Annotated in this window: 18 protein-coding genes; 5 read left to right on the forward strand and 13 right to left on the reverse strand. The window is 58.2% G+C overall.

Annotated elements, in window-relative coordinates; genetic code table 11:
• On the reverse strand, nucleotides 1-1,014 hold the full coding sequence (locus AC2FI9_RS13560; protein ID WP_496768281.1) for a hypothetical protein: 1,014 nt from the start codon (nucleotides 1,012-1,014) through the stop codon (nucleotides 1-3).
• A 153-nt stretch (nucleotides 1,015-1,167) separates the two neighbouring features.
• On the opposite strand from AC2FI9_RS13560, the gene AC2FI9_RS13565 reads away from it, so the two are divergent.
• Together AC2FI9_RS13565 and AC2FI9_RS13570 are read left to right on the forward strand one after the other, a co-directional pair.
• Complete coding sequence (locus AC2FI9_RS13565; RefSeq protein ID WP_496739742.1) at nucleotides 1,168-2,103, forward strand: DMT family transporter; 936 nt, start codon at nucleotides 1,168-1,170, stop codon at nucleotides 2,101-2,103.
• Nucleotides 2,104-2,425: 322 nt separating this feature from the next.
• Nucleotides 2,426-3,184, forward strand: a complete 759-nt coding sequence (locus AC2FI9_RS13570; RefSeq protein WP_496768283.1) for a Hint domain-containing protein — start codon at nucleotides 2,426-2,428, stop codon at nucleotides 3,182-3,184.
• Between the two features lie 63 nt (nucleotides 3,185-3,247).
• On the opposite strand, the gene AC2FI9_RS13575 is transcribed toward AC2FI9_RS13570, so the two are convergent.
• The 8 genes from AC2FI9_RS13575 to AC2FI9_RS13610 all read right to left on the reverse strand — a co-directional run bounded on the left by AC2FI9_RS13575 (nucleotide 3,248) and on the right by AC2FI9_RS13610 (nucleotide 11,077).
• A complete protein-coding gene (locus AC2FI9_RS13575) occupies nucleotides 3,248-5,449 on the reverse strand; it encodes a 3-hydroxyacyl-CoA dehydrogenase NAD-binding domain-containing protein (RefSeq protein ID WP_496768286.1) in 2,202 nt (733 codons plus the stop codon).
• Nucleotides 5,442-5,930 carry a cupin domain-containing protein gene (locus AC2FI9_RS13580; RefSeq protein ID WP_496768287.1) on the reverse strand — a complete coding sequence of 163 codons (489 nt, stop codon included), beginning with the start codon at nucleotides 5,928-5,930 and terminating at the stop codon, nucleotides 5,442-5,444. Before AC2FI9_RS13580 ends, AC2FI9_RS13575 begins: the two co-directional genes overlap by 8 nt.
• Complete coding sequence (locus AC2FI9_RS13585; RefSeq protein ID WP_496768289.1) at nucleotides 5,930-7,141, reverse strand: acetyl-CoA C-acetyltransferase; 1,212 nt, start codon at nucleotides 7,139-7,141, stop codon at nucleotides 5,930-5,932. Before AC2FI9_RS13585 ends, AC2FI9_RS13580 begins: the two co-directional genes overlap by 1 nt.
• Before the next feature lie 11 nt (nucleotides 7,142-7,152).
• Nucleotides 7,153-7,791, reverse strand: coding sequence for a glutathione S-transferase family protein (locus tag AC2FI9_RS13590; RefSeq protein WP_496768290.1), 639 nt, complete (start codon nucleotides 7,789-7,791; stop codon nucleotides 7,153-7,155).
• A gap of 135 nt (nucleotides 7,792-7,926) precedes the next feature.
• Nucleotides 7,927-8,139: a hypothetical protein gene (locus AC2FI9_RS13595; RefSeq protein ID WP_058274212.1), complete on the reverse strand. Its 213-nt coding sequence runs from the start codon at nucleotides 8,137-8,139 to the stop codon at nucleotides 7,927-7,929.
• Nucleotides 8,140-8,193: 54 nt separating this feature from the next.
• On the reverse strand, nucleotides 8,194-9,975 hold the full coding sequence (locus AC2FI9_RS13600; protein ID WP_496768292.1) for an acyl-CoA dehydrogenase C-terminal domain-containing protein: 1,782 nt from the start codon (nucleotides 9,973-9,975) through the stop codon (nucleotides 8,194-8,196).
• A gap of 49 nt (nucleotides 9,976-10,024) precedes the next feature.
• Entirely contained in the window at nucleotides 10,025-10,426 is a 402-nt protein-coding gene (locus AC2FI9_RS13605; RefSeq protein ID WP_058274210.1) for a MerR family transcriptional regulator, read from the reverse strand.
• Between the two features lie 282 nt (nucleotides 10,427-10,708).
• Complete coding sequence (locus AC2FI9_RS13610) at nucleotides 10,709-11,077, reverse strand: MerR family transcriptional regulator (RefSeq protein ID WP_496768294.1); 369 nt, start codon at nucleotides 11,075-11,077, stop codon at nucleotides 10,709-10,711.
• A 117-nt stretch (nucleotides 11,078-11,194) separates the two neighbouring features.
• Between AC2FI9_RS13610 and AC2FI9_RS13615 the strand changes: the two genes are divergently transcribed.
• From AC2FI9_RS13615 to AC2FI9_RS13625, 3 genes are read left to right on the forward strand one after another with little or no spacing between them, the layout of a single operon-like run.
• On the forward strand, nucleotides 11,195-11,614 hold the full coding sequence (locus tag AC2FI9_RS13615) for a PaaI family thioesterase (RefSeq protein ID WP_058274208.1): 420 nt from the start codon (nucleotides 11,195-11,197) through the stop codon (nucleotides 11,612-11,614).
• The gene (locus tag AC2FI9_RS13620) at nucleotides 11,614-12,132 is read left to right on the forward strand and encodes a PaaI family thioesterase (protein WP_496768296.1); all 519 of its coding nucleotides are present in this window, start codon (nucleotides 11,614-11,616) and stop codon (nucleotides 12,130-12,132) included. Before AC2FI9_RS13615 ends, AC2FI9_RS13620 begins: the two co-directional genes overlap by 1 nt.
• Nucleotides 12,133-12,138: 6 nt before the next feature.
• Nucleotides 12,139-13,455 (forward strand): MATE family efflux transporter, encoded by a 1,317-nt coding sequence (locus tag AC2FI9_RS13625; RefSeq protein ID WP_496739735.1) that lies wholly within the window; start codon nucleotides 12,139-12,141, stop codon nucleotides 13,453-13,455.
• Here AC2FI9_RS13625 and arsC read toward each other — a convergent pair.
• The 4 genes from arsC to AC2FI9_RS13645 are packed head-to-tail and all read right to left on the reverse strand — an operon-like array spanning nucleotide 13,452 to nucleotide 15,611.
• Nucleotides 13,452-13,793 carry an arsenate reductase (glutaredoxin) gene (arsC, locus tag AC2FI9_RS13630; protein WP_496726102.1) on the reverse strand — a complete coding sequence of 114 codons (342 nt, stop codon included), beginning with the start codon at nucleotides 13,791-13,793 and terminating at the stop codon, nucleotides 13,452-13,454. The two genes, AC2FI9_RS13625 and arsC, sit on opposite strands and share 4 nt — an antisense overlap.
• Nucleotides 13,790-14,848 carry a quinone-dependent dihydroorotate dehydrogenase gene (locus AC2FI9_RS13635; protein ID WP_496768298.1) on the reverse strand — a complete coding sequence of 353 codons (1,059 nt, stop codon included), beginning with the start codon at nucleotides 14,846-14,848 and terminating at the stop codon, nucleotides 13,790-13,792. The genes arsC and AC2FI9_RS13635 overlap by 4 nt, the downstream gene beginning before the upstream one ends.
• Nucleotides 14,845-15,276: a DUF1330 domain-containing protein gene (locus tag AC2FI9_RS13640; protein ID WP_496768300.1), complete on the reverse strand. Its 432-nt coding sequence runs from the start codon at nucleotides 15,274-15,276 to the stop codon at nucleotides 14,845-14,847. Before AC2FI9_RS13640 ends, AC2FI9_RS13635 begins: the two co-directional genes overlap by 4 nt.
• Nucleotides 15,273-15,611 carry a DUF952 domain-containing protein gene (locus tag AC2FI9_RS13645; RefSeq protein WP_496768302.1) on the reverse strand — a complete coding sequence of 113 codons (339 nt, stop codon included), beginning with the start codon at nucleotides 15,609-15,611 and terminating at the stop codon, nucleotides 15,273-15,275. The genes AC2FI9_RS13640 and AC2FI9_RS13645 overlap by 4 nt, the downstream gene beginning before the upstream one ends.
• Between the last annotated feature and the right edge of the window lie 47 nt (nucleotides 15,612-15,658).

The following is a 15,658-nucleotide window of genomic DNA, read 5'->3' on the forward strand; positions in this document are numbered from 1 at the left end:
CTACTCGCCACAGATATTCTGCAGCCGGACCCAATCGCGGTCCGGCAGTACTTGCGGCAGCGGGCGCCCGGCCATCGGGTCGGCCTCGATCAGGCCGAGAGTGTCTTCCCCCGTGACATCCACAGCATAGGCATATGGCGTTGAAGGCAGCGCCGCCTGGGCGAATACCTCTAGCAAATCTTGATCGGACAAAGTTGGGCGCGGTTCTGACAAGACCTGCTCGGTATAGGTGTCAACGATCTCAGGTGTCAGTTCTCCGGTTGTCAGCAGGCGGAACGCCGTGGTCGGGCCAGTTCGATCCAGCACCTCGTCCAATGGGTCTTGTGCGGCGGCTCGCGCGCGTTCGGCGATGATGTAACCGGCAGCGATGGATGGGTCCTCGTGATCTTCGACCAATGAGCGGTTCAGCAGAATGATCCCACCAGGCAGGCCGAGGCTTGTTTGTACCCCTGCGGGCAGAATAACGACCTCTCGCACGCCGGTTCGGGCTGCCAGTTGGTCCAACGCAGCCTGCGCATCCTCTGAGGTGCACGAGACACCAGAAACCCGTTCAATCCGGTGCAGGATCGCATCCCCGATATCGTATCGCTTAATCTCGGGGACAACAGAAACGACGTGGTTTTGCAGCGCGGCTGGAACCCAAAGCAGCAATAATGCGGCAACTGCAGCAATCACACCCGCAACACTAAGCCAACGCAACCGTCCGGGATGCGGGCGCGACCGATCAATTGCCTTTTGCAAACGGTCGATCGCCGCGATCATCGTGGTCTCTGTTTCTTCCAGCTCCAGCGTTTCGTCGGGGTCGCCGTCCGGGTTGAAGATGGCTGGATAGCTTCCGGGATTCTGCCGCTCCAAAGCTGCCAGCGACCAGTGCGTCAGTGCCCGGTCGTTGAAATCAGAAATCGTCAGCGTTGCTTCGCCAATCGACACCACAACCTCGCGCCGCTGCACGTCGGGCGAGGGGCGCCACAGACCGGTGGCTTCGATCCGTTGGTACTGTTTCAGAGCCGTCATCAAGGTGAGGTTTGCTCGTTATTATTTTGCCCCAGCTTAACATGGTAAATTCAAAGGGCGCAAACCAGTTGCGCCATCTGCGATAAATGTGCTGGATACAACGACACGTGCAGGGTTGTCCTGTCGTGCCCCACCATTTTACCGAGGCGAAAGATGCAGGCGGACACTCAGACCTCACCGATACTGGCATCGGTGCTGATGATCAGCGCCATGGCGATCATCGGGGTGATCGACAATGTGGTGATCCTGTTGGCGGAAACGGTTGGCCTGTGGCAATTCCACCTGAGCCGCGCGTTGCTAATGTTGCCGCTGATCTTCGGTCTATCGCTATTGGGGCTGGGCAGTATGCGCCCGAAACGATTTGGCCCGGTGATTCTGCGCAGCGTACTGATCACCCTGGCCATGTTGTTCTATTTCGCATCGCTTGCGGTCATGCCGATTGCGCAGGCGCTGGCCGGGTTGTTCACATCGCCGATTTTTGTCCTTTTGATCTCGGCCCTGGCAATGAAGCAGCGGATTGGCCCTTGGCGTATTGTTGCGGTTCTACTGGGGTTTGCGGGAATTCTGTGCGTGCTGCAGCTTGACCCCTACGATTTCGATACTCGCAGCCTGTTGCCGGTCGCCGGGGGTCTGTTCTACGCGCTGAGTGCCGTTATCACGCGCAGCCATTGTTCCGATGAAAGCACCGTGGCGCTGCTGGCTGCGATGATCATCACGCTGGGATCGGCCGGGGCGATTGGCCTTCTGGTACTTGAGCTGTTTCCGGTGGCCGCGCCGGATGGTCCCGACGGCTTCGCCGCGCGGGGTTGGGTCTGGCAGATGCAACCTGCATTGCCGTGGATCGCAATACAGGCGGTTGGTTCCACGATTGCCGTCTTCATGTTGATCAAGGCCTATCAGGTGGGCGAGCCGTCCTATGTCGCGGTCTTTGAGTACTCGGTCATGATTTTTGGTCCGCTCTTTGCCTTTGCGGCTTTCGGGCAGGCGATCGGGCCGATGCAGATTGGCGGGATTGGCTTGATTGCAATCGCAGGTGCCCTGTTGGGATGGCGAGCAGGGCGCGAGGCTGCCCGGCCAGAACCGGTTTAGCCTTATCCTGAGGCCAGCCATTTGTTTTGGGTGGGCAATCGGGGATCATTCAGACCGGATACCGATGGGTGTAACACGACCTGCCCGATTTCAGCCGACGGGCTCAGACAGATTCGGCGGCACGGATGACCGCTGGTGTAAATTATAGTTTCCAAAAATCTGCCAATTTTTACCAATTGCGCAGTGTTGTTTAAAGAATTGTTGTTTTTCACGGCTTTAAGAGCGCAAATTGGGCGGCAATGTGTCTGAATTAAGTCGCCCATGGTTAAGTCGTGCTAGTCGTTATGAGTAGTTGTTTTTGTGTCAGAAATGGGTGCGACACGTGTTAAATGTACAGAGTGTTTTGAGTTATGAGGCCGTTCCGAACCGGGAAGTGCAGGACAATCCTGCGATTTCGCTGAACGCGCGTCGGGGTGGTTTTGTCCACGGAACTAAGATTGCGACGGATCGCGGTTGGCAGCCTGTTGAAGGACTGCAAGCAGGCGATCTGATCCGCACGATGGACAACGGGTTCAGGGCAGTCTCGCGGGTTGCGACGGATTGCATAGCAATCGCTGCCAGCGAGTCCAGGTCGGAAAACTTACCTGTCCGTGTGCCATCGGACACTTTGTATAACGGCGATCCGGTCTGGTTGATGCCAGAGCAGGGCGTGGCGTTGGACAACACCAAGCTGAGCCAGGGTCCAATCACGTTGCCGATCAGCATGCCCGTGGTGCCTGCGCGGGTTCTCAGTGGAACGTTTCGACTTTCGTCCAGCGCGCCCTCATTGCTGTTTGAGGTTTGTTCGTTGTTCTTTGAGCAAGACGAAGTGATCTATATCGAGGGTGGTTTGCGCGCCTTTTGTCCTGCGGGCCGCTTTGGGTCGAACAGCCGGCCCGCGAACGCCTCGTACAAGGTGGTCGATGCTGATCGGACCGAAGACCTGATCGACATGGTCGCGCATAGCAGGGACATTGCTGTTCTTGCGAATTCACTGGGCGCATTACCGGCTCCGATCATGCAGAACCCGATTTTTCCAGCGCGGCCTGTCATGGGTGCGCGACGTCCTGGTCGGCCGGGGCGGCCTGCTCCGATATTCTAATTTTTGTTAAGCTATTGATTAAAGAATGGCGCTGGCGCGGTAACCCGCACCAGCGTCAATTTTTTAGGCAGCTTTTGCTTCGGGGTCAAAGCGACCATAGAAGCTTTGGCCTTTCTCAGCCATCTCACGCAGCAGCGGCGGGCAGGCGAAGCGTTCGCCATACTGTGCCGTCAACTGGTCGCAGCGCTCGGCCGCGTAGGGCGTGCCGATGATGTCCAGCCAGCTGAGCGGACCACCCGACCATGGTGCAAAGCCCCAGCCAAGGATTGCGCCCACGTCGCCTTCGCGGATGTCCTCCAGAACGCCTTCTTCCAGCGCGCGGACCGCTTCCAGAACCTGTGCGAACATCAGACGTTCCTGTACTTCGATCAGGTCAGGCTGGTCCTCGGCATGCGGATATTTCTCCTGCAGACCCTTCCAGTACTCAGTGCGCTTGCCCTTTTCGTCATAGTCGAAGAAACCTGCGTTTGCCTTGCGTCCCAGACGACCCTCTTCCTCCATCCAGAAGATCAGATCATCGCCGGGGTTATCCGGATAGGCATTACCCATCGCGGCTTTGGTCGCGCGAGCAATTTTGGCGCCCAGATCAATCGAGGTCTCATCGTTCAGCTGGATCGGCCCAACGGGGAAGCCCAACTGACGCGCGGCGTTGTCGATCAACACTGGGCTGACGCCCTCGGTGATCATGCGCAGACCTTCGTTGATATAGGGAATGATGCAACGGTTGGCGTAGAAGAAACGCGCATCGTTGACCACGATCGGCGTCTTGCGGATCTGGCGCACATAGTCCAGCGCCTTGGCAACCGCGCGATCACCGGTTTCTTTACCCTTGATAATCTCGACTAGGAACATCTTCTCGACCGGTGAGAAGAAGTGAATACCGATGAACTGATCCGAGCGCACGGATGCTTTGGCCAGATCGGTGATCGGCAGGGTCGAAGTGTTCGAGGCAAAGATGCAATCCTCGGGGATAATCGCCTCGACCTTCTTGGTCATCTCGGCCTTGACGCCCACGTCTTCGAAGACGGCTTCGATGATCAGATCGCATCCTTTGAGGTTGTCCAGATCCGGGGTCGCGGTGATGCGGGCCAGCATGGCCTCTTTCTTCTCAGCCGTGACTTTGCCGCGCTTCATGCCCTTGTCGAGATAGCTCTCGGTATAGGCTTTGCCTTTGTCCGCAGCTTCCTGGTCGCGGTCCACAAGAACCACTTCCATCCCAGCCTGGGCCGACACCAGCGCGATACCGGCACCCATCATGCCTGCGCCCAGTACGCCGATCTTCTTGACCGACTGATCGGGAACACCGGCAGGACGCACGGCACCTTTTTCCAACGCTTCCTTGTTCAGGAACAGCGACCGGATCATCGCACCCGAAGAGGGGTTCATCAGGACAGAGGTGAACCAACGCGCCTCGATCTTCAGGGCGGTGTCGAAATCGACCAGCGCACCTTCGTAAACCGCGCTCAGCAGAGCCTTGGTCGCAGGGAAGGCGCCTTGGGTCTTGCCGTTTACCATCGCCGATGCACCAACGAAGTTCATGAAACCAGCAGGGTGGTAAGGCGCGCCGCCGGGCATCTTATAGCCCTTCGCATCCCACGGTTTGATGATGTCTGCGTCCTTGGCGTTCAGCACCCATTCCTTGGCTGCGGCCATCGGGTCGGCTGCGACTTCGTCAATATAACCCGCGCCCTTGGCTTTCTTGACGTCCAGCATTTTGCCTTCCAGCAGCAGCGGAGCCGCCGCAATCGCGCCAACCTTGCGGACCATCCGGGTGGTGCCACCCGCGCCGGGGAAGATGCCGACCATGATCTCGGGCAGGCCATATTTGGCCTTGGGGTTTTCGGCCGCAAAGATGCGGTGCGTGGACAGCGGCAGTTCCATGCCAATGCCTGCGGCAGTGCCGGGCAGAACGGTGGCAATCGGCTTGCCGCCCTTCTTGGTCTTGGGGTCCATGCCCGCCATCTCGATCTTACGCAGCAGTGCGTGCATCTGCATTGTGCCCTCGAACAAGCCTTTTGCCGGGTTGTCGCCCGCCTGTTCCTTCATCACTGCCAACAGGTTCAGGTCCATGCCACCAGCGAAGGACCCTTCCTTACCCGAGGTGATGATGATGCCTTTGACGTCGTCATCAGCCAGCGCCTGATCGACCAGATCGCTCAGCTGTGCCAGCCCGTCAAAGGACATCACGTTCATGGTTTTCCCGGGCACATCCCAGGTGATTGTGGCGACGCCGTCTGCGTCTTTGCTCAGAGTGAAATCAGTCATTGTCATCTCCAATCTGGTCAGCCGTCAACGGGCTGCCATCCTTGCGGGTGAAGGAGAATCCGTTCTCATCATCCTTCACCATCATGTCTAAGTCGCTGTAATATGCGGTCTCGGTCGGGGTCCGTGTTCCCACCACCAGAAAGGTCGCGGGCGCATCGGTTTTGTTCACAAGGTGATGGCCGTTGGCCTCACCTGCGGGCCAAGCGGCGCAGTCGCCGGGCTGCATCTCATGCTCACCATCGTCATCAATCAGCACGCAGGTGCCGCTGAGCATGATGGCAAATTCGTCCTGCTCCATGTGGTAATGGCGCAGCGAAGACATGCCCTGCGGTTCCAACCGCACGATGTTGACCCCGTATTGGGACAGCCCGCCTGCATCGCCCACACGCTGAACGAAACGACCTGCGGTCGCTTCAGCCAGCTTGCCGGGATAGGCCGAGCCGCCCTTGAACGGAATCTGAGAGAGATCCAGCTTGGGCATCAGACCCGCTCGATAATGGTTGCTGCACCCATGCCGGATGCAATGCAGAGCGTCGCCAGACCGGTTTCCTTGTCCTGACGCTCCAACTCATCCAGCAGAGTTCCAATGATCATCGCACCGGTTGCGCCCAGCGGGTGGCCCATAGCGATCGAGCCGCCGTTGACGTTGACCAAACCGGGGTCGACATCAAACGCCTGCTGGAAGCGCAGCACGACCGAGGCAAAGGCTTCGTTGACTTCGAACAGGTCCAGATCACTGATCTTCATACCGTTGTCGGCCAGAATCTTCTCGGTCACCGGTACCGGGCCAGTCAGCATGATGGTCGGGTCGGTGCCAATCTTGGCGGTTGCCTTGATGCGAGCGCGCGGCTTGAGGCCGTATTTCTCGCCGAACTCCTTGTTGCCGATGAGAACCGCCGCAGCACCATCCACGATGCCCGAGCTGTTGCCCGCGTGGTGGATGTGGTTGATCTTTTCCAGATGCGGGTATTTCAGCATGGCCACCTTGTCGAAGCCGGGCATCTGTTCGCCCATCATCTGGAAGGCCGGGTTCAGGCCACCAAGGCTTTGCATGTCAGTGCCGGGGCGCATGTATTCGTCGCGGTCCAGAATGGTCAGGCCGTTCTGATCCTTGATGGTGATAACCGATTTATCAAAACGGTTGTCTGCCCATGCTTCCGCGGCTCGGCGCTGCGATTCCATCGCCAACGCGTCGGCGTCGTCACGGCTAAAGCCATATTCGGTCGCGATAATGTCGGCCGAGATACCCTGCGGCACGAAGTAGGTCTCCATCGCCAGCGAAGGGTCAACCGCGATCGCTGCACCGTCGCTGCCCATTGCCACACGGCCCATCATTTCGACGCCACCTGCGATGTAAGCCTCACCTGCGCCACCTTTGACCTGGTTCGCCGCGAGGTTCACAGCTTCCATGCCGGAAGCGCAGAAACGGTTGATCGCCAGACCGGGGATCGACTGATCCAGATCAGAGGCCAGAACCGCCGAGCGTGCCAGACAGCCGCCTTGTTCCATCACTTGCGTGACGTTGCCCCAGATCACGTCTTCTACGGCGTGGCCTTCGAGGTTGTTACGCTCTTTCATCGCGTTCAGGGTCAGGGCGGACAGGCGCACCGAGGTTACCTCGTGCAGGCTGCCATCCTTGCGGCCCTTGCCGCGCGGGGTGCGCAGGGCGTCATAAATATAAGCTTCGGTCATGGGTCTTCTCCTCAAGCTCGATCCGACGGGTTGCCGGGCATCAGGTCATAGGGGTGTTTCCAGCCAGGCTGCTCGGACAAGCGAGACAGCCAGGCGTCGATATGGGGCCAGTCGGCGCGGTCAAAGCCGAATGGTTCGGGGTAATAGAGATAGCTGCAGCAGCTGAGATCGGCGTTCGTGACATCGTCGCCAACAATCCAGGCGCGGCCGTTCAGATGATCGTTCAACACTTGGTAAGCGGCCTTCAGGCGCCCTTGATTGAAAGCGATCACATCGGGATTGCGGTGCTGTTCCGGGAGGAAATTGATCAGGAAGCGGGTCAGGCCGGCCATCGAGCTGAGTTTGTGATTATCCCACAGCACCCAGCGCAGAACATCGTAATTCTCTTCCCGGTTCTTGCCACCGAACTTACCTGACTTCTCAGTCACATAGGTCTGAATGGCGCCAGACTGGCTTGTGCGGAAATCACCGTCGATCAGGACAGGTGCTTCGCCCATTTCATTCACTTCGGCGCGAAACTCGGGCGTGCGAGTTACACCTTTGAAAAAGTCGACAAAGACCGGTTCCCACTCCAGCCCGGACATTTCCAGCGCCAGCGCAGCCTTATAACTGTTTCCGCTTTCTCCGAAGCAATGAAGCATGATTGTCATGTGATCGCCCCTCCCAAGGCGCATGGTGCGAAGTCGAATTTCGCGTATTTCGAGAAAGACGAACCATAAGGCTAAGCGCCATTGGGGTTTGGCTTTCTGAAAACACGCCCACCTGATTGAAGGTGGCTGATGTTTTTACCGCTTGCGGTCATCCAGCTCCGAATTGAAGATACGCAGGCGGTGGGTCAGGTTGTCCTCGTTGATCACGCTGTTGAAATTCTCGAATAGAAACGACAGCGCCTCTCCTTCGTCCAATCCAGCATCACGCGCGAACGCTTTGAGCTTGCGATACCCGTCTTCGGTCATTGCGACGGGAAAGCGGCGGGTTAGTCGAAAACGCTTTGGCATGTGGTTCCTCCGGTAAGCTGGGTCCGGGCGATATCGCCCGGACCCAGACTGAGATCAGAAGTTCGCCGCGTCCAGAGCCATGACCGTGTCCGCGCCCGTCTGGATGCGCGCCAAATGCATGCCTGTGGCGGGCAGGCGGCGCGCCATGTAGAAGCGCCCGGTGTTGATCTTGGTCTCGTAGAACTCCTTGTCCGACGCGCCGCCATCCAGCGCATCTTGCGCGGCTTTGGCCATCTGCGCCCACATCAAGCCCAGGCAAACATGTCCGAACATGTGCATGAAGTCATAAGAACCGGACAGAGCATTGTTGGGGTTCTTCATGCCTTCCTGCATGAAGTACATGCCAGCGGCCTGCAGGTCTTTGGACGCAGCCTTCAGCGGTTCGATGAAGGCCTTGTCATAGGCTTCGTCTTTACCAGCGTTGTCTTTGCAGAAGGTCTTGACCATGTCGAAGAACGCCATGACGTGCTTGCCGCCGTCTTGCGCCAGCTTACGACCGACCAGATCCAGCGCCTGAACCCCATTGGCCCCTTCGTAGATCATCGCGATACGGGCATCGCGGGTGTATTGCGACATGCCCCATTCTTCGATGTAGCCGTGGCCGCCATAGACCTGCTGCGCCTGAACGGTCATGTCATAGCCCTGATCGGTCAAAAAGCCTTTGATGACCGGTGTCAGCAGCGAGATCAGTCCGTCCGCATCTTTGTCGTCAGACCGATGCGCCTTGTCGATCATGGTCGCGCCCCACAGGATGAACGCACGCGCACCTTCGGTGAAGCTTTTCTGGTCCATCAGGTTGCGGCGGATGTCCGGGTGCACGATCAGCGGATCAGCTGGGCCGTCCGGGTTCTTTACACCGGTCACGTCACGGCCCTGCAGGCGGTCTTTGGCGTATTCGACGGCATTCTGGTACGCGGCCTCTGCCTGAGACAGACCTTGCATGCCCACACCCAGACGCGCTTCGTTCATCATGGTGAACATGGCACGCATGCCTTTGTGCTCTTCGCCCAGCAGCCAGCCGGTGGCTTCGTCATAGTTCATGACGCAGGTCGAGTTGCCGTGGATACCCATCTTCTCTTCGATCTTGCCGACCGAAACTCCGTTACGCTCGCCCGGCGTACCATCTTCATTGACGATGAACTTGGGCACGATGAACAGGGAGACGCCCTTGATTCCTTCGGGGCCGCCGGGGATCTTGGCCAACACCAGGTGGATGATGTTGTCAGCCATGTCGTGATCTCCGGACGAGATAAATATCTTTTGGCCCGAAATCTTATAGCTGCCGTTGCCCTGCGGTTCTGCCTTGGTGCGCATCAGGCCCAGATCGGTGCCGCAATGCGGTTCCGTCAGGTTCATGGTGCCGGTCCATTCGCAGCTGACCATATTGGGCAGGTATTTGTCTTTCTGTTCGTCGGTTCCGTGCGCCAGGATCGCTGACGCCGCGCCGTGCGTCAGGCCCTGATACATCACGAATGCCTGGTTCGCAGCCGAGAACATCTCGCCAACGGCGGTGCCCAGGACGTATGGCATATTCTGACCGCCATACTCTTCCGGCATGTCGAGCCCAGTCCAGCCACCTTCTTTCATCTGCTCAAAGGCGTCTTTGAACCCGGTCGGCGTGTATACGATACCGTTTTCCAACCGGCATCCTTCGGTGTCCCCAACCACGTTCAGCGGGTGCAGAACATTGGTGGCCACTTTGCCTGCTTCTTCCAGAACGGCGCCTGTGAATTCGGCTTCAAGCTCGTTGTACCCCGGAACGTCGGAGTCCGAGATTTTCAGTACGTCGTGCAGAATGAACTGCGTATCTTTGGTTGGCGCGTTGTAGACGGGCATGTGAAGCTCCCTTTAATTCATATGTCCGGGTGGTAGGCAGGCGAGGGGGTTACTCGGCAGCCTTTTTGTCTTGTTTGACCGAGGCGATGACTTTCTCGCCCCAGCGCAACTGTTCTTTCAGGTCGTCGATCGCCTGGGTCAGTTCCTCACGGCGCGCTTCCATGTCTTCCAGACGCTCGCACGCAATTTCATAGGTGCGCGATATCTGAGTCATCTGTTGGTCGCCGACATGGTAAAGGTCCAGAAGCTGGCGAATTTCTTCCAGGCTGAACCCAAAGCGCTTGCCGCGCAGGATCAATTTCAGGCGGGCACGATCGCTTTTGGTGAACAGCCGTTTCTGGCCTTCACGGATCGGAAACAAAAGCTCTTTGGCCTCGTAGAACCGCAACGTACGGGGCGTGACATCATAGGTCTCGCACATTTCGCGGATGGTCATCAGATCTTCGGTCATGGTTTCAGCACTCTCGTCACTGGCGTCAATGAAAGTCAGTTGCGCAGTCGATGCGCACGTTACAACATGTAGATGACGTTCACGTAATGTGAACGCTGCGTCACAACAGAAGTTTACGTAACTTCCGCGCGCGTCAAGTCGCGGATTTCCGACTTTTTCGAATTTAACGTAACGGAATTTGGGGGTTCAAAAACCAAAAGAGCGACCCGGCACGCCTTAAGGCATGGTCGGACTTAGCCAGAGTTGCTACTTTTTCTGGAGCGCCATGGCGCGTCGACGGAATCACTCGAGGGATTTGGCCGTCTGGTCGCGCATCTCGGTCAGGGCATCAATCGCCTCGTCCAGTTGCTGCCGTTGCTGGTTCAGTTCGACGATCTGCTTATCCGCGACGTCGACAAAAGCGCGCATCTGGACCTCGTTGCCCTCATTTTCATAGATCAGCAGCCACTGGCGGATATCTTCCAGCGAAAATCCATACTTGCGGCCACGCAGGATCAAAGTCATGCGTGCGCATTCCCGCGGGCCATAATATCGCGATCTGCCTTCCCGATCGGGTTGCAGCAATTCGATGTACTCATAGTAGCGCAGGGTACGTGGAGTCACATCGTACTCGGCGCACATCTCTTTGAATGACAAACGGTTGTCGGACATTCCTGATCTCCTCTGGCGCAGCCTATGTTCTGTCAGCCGCAAGCGCAACCGGCGGGCTTGCTCTTTTGGCGGACACGGGCTCATAAAGGGATGAACCAAGAGAACGGATTCAAGTACATGGTCGACAAAGCCGCAATTGCGCGCCAATTCATCGAGGCGATCCCGCATGCAAAAGCGTTGGGTCTGAAGCTGACCTCAATCGGAAATGGTGAAGCAGGTATTACAATGCCGTACAGCAAAGAGCTTGTTGGCGATCCGCGCACCGGGGTGATTCATGGCGGCGCTGTATTTGCCGCATTGGACACCTGTTGTGGTGCCGCCGTCATGAGCCATCCGTCGGCTCCCGGCGGTACGGCGACAATTGACCTGAGGATCGACTACATGCGGGCGGCAACACCGGGACAGACGATAACGACCCAGGCGACATGCTACCACATCACACGGAACGTCGCCTTTGTGCGCGCGACGGCGATGGACGAAGACGAAGGTCTTCCGGTGGCCACAGCGGCAGGGTCATTCACGGTGGAGGGTTTGTAATGGCGCGTACTCGCCCCGAACCCGTCCAGGTCGTAAAACAACGCCGGGATGCGGCGCTGAACGCTATAGTCGAAGGTGTGCCCTACATCCGGTTCCTCGACATCGGCTTTGATCGCCGCGGTGATGAACTGACTGGCGTGTTGAATTTCGACCAGAAACTGATCGGCAACCCGTTACTGCCCGCATTACATGGCGGCGTCACGGCGGCGTTTCTAGAAGTCACGGCTGTCATCACGCTGAGTTGGGAGTTCTTGCTGCCCAAGATCGAAAGCGGGGAACTGAATGCCAGTGATATCGCCGACTATGAAACGGTACGTTTCCCAAAGACCGTCGATTTCACCGTCGACTATCTGCGGTCAGGCCTGCCGCGTGATGCCTATGCGCGCGCATTCATCAGCCGGGCCGGGCGTCGCTATGCCTCTGTCAGGGTCGAGGCCTGGCAAGACAATCACGCGAAGCTCTTTGCACAGGCTTCCGGGCATTTCCTGATGCCACAGCCCACTACTGACGAAAAATAGAACGCTATGCAGGACGCTTCGGCACCCATTACGCATAAGCGGGTGCTCCGGATTGCAGCGCCGATCGTATTGTCCAATGCGACGGTGCCAATACTGGGGGCGGTGGACACTGGTGTTGTGGGGCAGTTGGGGCAGGCGGCCCCGATAGGCGCTGTCGGCATGGGTGCCGTTATTCTGGCCACCATCTACTGGGTGTTCGGGTTCCTACGTATGGGGACAACCGGTCTTGCTGCCCAGGCACGTGGTGCAGGGGACACGGCGGAAACCGGAGCCTTGCTGATGCGCGGGCTGTTGCTGGGCGGCGCGGCGGGTCTGTTCTTTATATTGACGCAGGTCTGGTTGTTCTGGGGGGCGTTCGCCCTGTCTCCAGCCAGTCCAGAGGTTGAATCTCTGACCCGCGCCTATCTGGAGATCCGTATCTGGGGGGCTCCGGCTACGATCGCGCTTTTTGCCGTGACAGGTTGGCTGATCGCGGTAGAGCGCACCAAGGGTGTGTTCGTTTTGCAGATCTGGATGAACGGGCTGAACATCGTTCTGGATCTCTGGTTTGTTCTTGGCCTTGGCTGGGGCGTCGAAGGTGTCGCCATCGCGACGCTCATCGCCGAATGGACCGGGTTGGCGCTTGGTCTCTGGTTGTGCCACGACGCTTTCGCTGGAAATCAGTGGCGCGACTGGCCCAGGATCTTTGACCCAGCGCGTCTGCGCCGAATGATGCAGGTGAACGGCGACATCATGGTGCGTTCGGTGCTTTTGACCGGCGCGTTTACCACTTTTTTGTTTGTTGGTTCAGATCTGGGGGACGTCAATCTGGCGGCAAATCAGGTGCTGCTGCAATTTCTTGAGATCACGGCTTTTGCCTTGGACGGTTTCGCCTTCTCTGCCGAGGCGCTGGTGGGCAGTGCGGTCGGCGCGCGTGATCGGGCCCAGGTACGGCGCGCGTCGATCATGGCCTCGCAATGGGGCGTCGGAGGTGCGTTTGCCCTGGGTCTTGTGTTCTTTCTAACCGGACCATCCCTGATTGATCTGATGTCAACCTCACCGGAAGTACGGATTGCCGCGCGGGAGTTTCTGCTCTGGGCGGCCCTTGCGCCGGTGATCGGCGTAGCCAGCTGGATGTTCGACGGTATCTATATCGGGGCGACCTGGACCCGCGCCATGCGGCAGGCGATGATCCAGTCCGTCGCGATCTATGTGGTGGCCCTGTTCCTGCTGGTGCCGACGTTCGGCAACCATGGGCTTTGGGCCGCGCTGATGGTCCTGAACATCGTGCGCGGGGTCACGTTGGGATGGCGTTACCCTAAGCTGGAAGCGCAGATCGCCTAAAGCAGCGACAGCAGGTTTTCGGGCGGACGACCGATCGCGGCCTTATTGCTGGCCACGGCCAGAGGACGTTCGATCAGGATGGGGTTTTCCACCATCGCTTGAATCAAGTCATCGTCTGGTGTCGTTTTAGTCAGCCCCAGTTCTTTGAAGCGCTTTTCGCCCGTCCGTATCATCTCGATGGCCGGAACTCCCAATTGGGACAGCACTGCGCGCAACTCTTCGACTGACGGTGCATCCTCCAGATACTTCCGAATTTCGACCGTCGCACCGTTTTCTTCCAGCAATGCAAGTCCGGCGCGGGATTTCGAACAGCGCGGGTTGTGCCAATATTTGATCACAGCCAGTCCTCTCTTTTGCTGCCAACGGCCTGATCGACCGACGTGAAACCGTCCTGCTTCAGCAGGTCATCCAGACCTTGGGCAATCTCTGCTGCCAGCGAAATGCCGCCGTAGACCATAGCTGTATAGAACTGTACGGCTGATGCCCCGGCGCAAATCTTGGCGTATGCCTGCTTTGCTGACCCGATCCCGCCAACGCCGATCAGCGGGATTTTCCCGTCGGTCAGTTGGCTGAGCTGCGCCAGCACGTGGGTTGATTTCTGGAACACAGGTGCGCCGGACAGCCCGCCCGCTTGGCCCTTATGGGCACTTCGCAGGCCATCTCGTGACAGGGTGGTGTTGGTTGCAATCACTGCATCGACGCCGGTTTCGCGGGCCACTTCGGCGATGTCCTGCAATTCGGTCGCGGTCAGGTCGGGGGCAATCTTTAGAAAGATCGGCAGCGGACGGGGCAGAGCGTCACGGGTTTCAATCACGCCGCTTAACAGAGCAGAAAGTGCCGCCTTGCCCTGCAGATCCCGCAGCTTTTCCGTATTCGGAGATGAGACGTTGACCGTGGCAAAATCCAGATGCGCGGCGCAATGGGCCAGGACCTTGGCGAAATCGCCGGGGCGGTCGTCGCTGTCTTTGTTGGCACCCAGGTTCAGGCCAATCACCGCGTCCTTTGGACGGTCAGCCAGACGGCGGGCCATGACCTCCATGCCTTCGTTGTTGAACCCGAACCGGTTGATGGCGGCCATGTCCTGGGTCAGGCGGAACAGACGTGGTTTCGGGTTGCCGGGCTGCGGGCGCGGGGTCACGGCACCGACCTCGATAAACCCGAACCCTGCGCGAGACAGCGGCCTAAGTACCTCGCCGTTCTTATCAAACCCAGCGGCCAGTCCCACGGGGTTTGGCAAATCCAATCCCGCAACTTGAGTGCGCAGCCGAGGCGACGTCACTGGACCCGGCGCAGGAGCTAAACCGGCTTTTAGCGCCTTGATCGACAGGCTGTGTGCAGTCTCTGGATCCAAGCGGTGCAGGGCTGCCAGGCCCAGTTTTTCCGTCAGTTTCATCCGAATGCCTCTCCGACTTGGGCAGGGGCGCATCTTATTAGCCGAGAGGTCATGACCGCGGCTTGCCGGTGCACCACGGCTTTTTGATATGCAGGGTCCGTCACCATTTCCAAGAACGCGTTCGCAGAGGGATAACGGGCGATGAACACAGCGTCCCAGTCTTCGTCCTGCGGGCCGATCAGCGTTGTTTCAAACTCGCCGCGCCATAGGATCGAGGCACCAAGGCGGGCAATGATCGGTGCTGTTTCCGAGCCGTAGTTGCGATAGGCCTGCGCGCCGGACAGGCCGGCGTCGGCAAGTTCGTGCCCTGCGGGATACGCGGCATCGGTACGAAACTTAACCAGGTTCAGCATTTCGATCGGGTGGTTTCGATCGAGGTCCTTGAAGGCCTCAAACTGGGCACGCTCCGGATCGACAAATTCGGTCATTTCATTTCCTTCGGAAATTGGTGAACCGTTCCATCAAAAGGGAGGGCGTGCGACCAAACGATATCGCTCATACGAATCTGCCGGTAGAGATGCGGGAACAACGCATCACCGCGTGAGACTTCCCATTTCAGGTCGTCGCCCATCGCATCGGCGTCACATGCCAGCAGGGTCAGCCCTTCGACCCCGGCAAAATGTTTGGCGGCTGTTTCTGTCGCCTGCTTGGCAGTCGAGAAATGAACATATCCGTCAGAGACATCAATAGGCGCCCCGTCTGATGCGCCTTGCGCCTGTAACGTGGCCCATTCATCGGCCCGAAAAATTTTGTAAATCAGCATGCGGTCGTGATGCACCGGGCCACGGGTAGAATCAAGCCGGATTTCCC

The organism is Ruegeria sp. CDSA246, from assembly GCF_059611225.1.